2 protein-coding genes are annotated in these 2,401 nt (G+C 70.5%); both read left to right on the top strand.

From position 1 onward, the window contains the following. On the top strand, window positions 1-1,075 hold a 1,075-nt coding region (locus ACSAMQ_RS20405), incomplete at its 5' end, for a formylglycine-generating enzyme family protein (protein WP_435397409.1). A 151-nt stretch (window positions 1,076-1,226) separates the two neighbouring features. Beyond that, window positions 1,227-2,150 carry a M48 family metallopeptidase gene (locus ACSAMQ_RS20400; RefSeq protein ID WP_435397408.1) on the top strand — a complete coding sequence of 308 codons (924 nt, stop codon included), beginning with the start codon at window positions 1,227-1,229 and terminating at the stop codon, window positions 2,148-2,150. Window positions 2,151-2,401 lie beyond the last annotated feature (251 nt).

The raw sequence follows: 2,401 nt of genomic DNA, 5'->3' as shown, positions 1-2,401 counted from the left end.
CCGGGGCCGCATTGCGGCGCAGCGGCGGGCCCGGATCGGCGGCCTGCGCGACCAGGGCATCGCCGCGCTGCCGAAGTTCGGCGGCATCGACGTCGCGCGCGGGCATCTGGCGACCCTGCTGCGGATCGCCCCGGCCGGCGACCCGGCCGCGGTCGAACTGCGCGAGCGGATCGAGCTGGCGACCCATTACGGCCTGTTCCGGCCCGGCCAGGTGTTCACCGATGCGATGAACCTGGGCGGGCGCGGGCCGGCGATGGTGGTGATCCCGCACGGTGCGTTCCGGATGGGCGCCGAGCCCAGCGAAGCCGGGTCGAGCGACGCCGAGCGGCCGACCCGCAACATCCGCTTCGAGCGCGGCATCGCGATGTCGCGCTACGAGATCACCGTCGGCGAGTTCCGCCGTTTCATGAATTCGACCAAGCATCGCGCGCGCGCGGCGCGGCGCGGCTATTCCACCGCCTATGACGAACGCAGCGGCAACCTGGTGCGGCGCGGCGGGGTCGACTGGCGCTCGGACTACGCCGGCAACCCGGCCGCCGACAACCTGCCGGTGGTGCACGTCAGCGCCAAGGACGCGGTCGCCTATGTCGAGTGGCTGTCGGCGATCACCGGCCAGCGCTACCGGCTGCCGAGCGAGGCCGAGTTCGAATACGCGCTGCGCGCCGGCACCCAGGGCGCCTATCCCTGGGGCGAGGGTTCGCCGCCGGCGCGGGTCGGCAACCTCACCGGCAGCCTCGACGCCTCGCCGAGCCGGCGCCACTGGCGCAACGCCTTCCAGGGCTACGGCGACGGCGCCTGGGGGCCGATGCCGGTCGGCAGCTACGCGCCCAATGCATTCGGTCTTCACGACATGGCCGGCAATGTCAGCGAATGGGTGGCCGACTGCTGGCACGACAACTACCGGCGGGCCCCGCGCGACGGCGCGGCCTGGTTCAACCCGGGCTGCCGCACGCGGGTGTTGCGCGGCGGTTCCTGGTCGAGCTCGCCGGCGCAGTCGCGCGCGGCGTGGCGGCAGGGCACCAGCGCGGACACCACCAACGGGCGGCTCGGGTTTCGGGTCGTGCGGGAAATTTGAGTTCGATGGTTCGAGCGGCGCGGACCCGCGACTGGGTTCATGATGGAATCGCGCCGCGCGCAGGACGCAGGCGGGCAGGGTGGCTGCAGGCTTCGGCCGCGGCCGGCAATCAACGGATCGGGCCTGGGCCCGTGGCAGCGGGAGTGTGGAAATGAGGATCGATCCCATGGGTGGCGCGAGTCGCGCGCAAGGCCGGCGCGGCTTCGGCGGGTTCCGTTGGTGGATCCTGGTGCTGTTCGCGATCTACGCCGCATGGTCGTGGTTCGGCAGCGCCCAGACCGACCCCTACACCGGCGAGAAGGCCCATTACGGCGCCAGCGCCAACGAAGAAGTGCAGCTCGGCGCGCAGGCGTTCCAGCAGGTGTTGGGCGACGCCAACGCGCAGCGCGCGCTGCTGCCGGCCAACGCGCCGCAGACCCAGGACGTGCGCGAGATCGCCCAGCGCCTGATCGAGAAGGTGCCTCAGGTGACCGAGGCGCTGGCCACGGCCAACGGCCAGGCCGCGCCGACCGACTACCGCAATTTCCAGTGGGACGTGGCGGTGATCAACTCGCAGGACGCCAACGCGTTCTGCCTGCCCGGCGGCAAGATGGCGGTCTATACCGGCCTGTTGCCGGTGACCCAGAACGACGACGCGCTGGCGGTGGTGATGGGCCATGAGATCGCGCATGCGCTGTTGCGCCACGGCTCGCAGCGCATGGCCCAGCAGAAGCTGGTGCAGATGGGCCAGATCGCCGCGGGCATGGCGGTCGGCGGCATGGACCCGCAACAGCAGCAGATGGTGATGGGTGCGCTCGGCGCAGGCGCGCAGTACGGGCTGGTGTTGCCGTACGGCCGCAACCACGAGACCCAGGCCGACCAGGTCGGCTTGATGCTGGCCGCGGCCGCCTGCTACGACCCGCGCCAGGCGATCCCGTTATGGGAGCGCATGTCCCAGCTCGGCGGAGGCCAGCGCCCGGCGGAGTTCGCATCGACCCATCCGGACCCGGCCAACCGCATCCAGACCCTGCAGGGCTTGATGCCGAAGGCCCTGCAGTTCTACCAGGCCAACTGCGCGAGCCGGCCGTTGCGTTGAGGCGAGGGCGAGGGGCCAGAACAAGAAGCAGGGACAACACCAACAGCAAATCCCGTGGCGCCTTCAACAAAGGAGGACCAGCCAAGCGGTGGGAAGGTGTCGAGGTCGTCGCGAGAAACAAAAAAACCGCCGAGAGGCGGTTTTTTTGTTGCAACCTGAGCCTGGGGTCTTAGCCTTTTCCCGAGTCCCGAGTCCCGAGTCCCGAGTCCCGAGTCCCGAGTCCCGAGTCCCGAGTCCCGAGTCCCGAGTCC

Source organism: Lysobacter sp. 1R34A (assembly GCF_051217035.1).
Taxonomy (GTDB): Bacteria; Pseudomonadota; Gammaproteobacteria; order Xanthomonadales; family Xanthomonadaceae; genus Lysobacter.
This window is presented reverse-complemented; position numbering and strand designations above follow the sequence as displayed.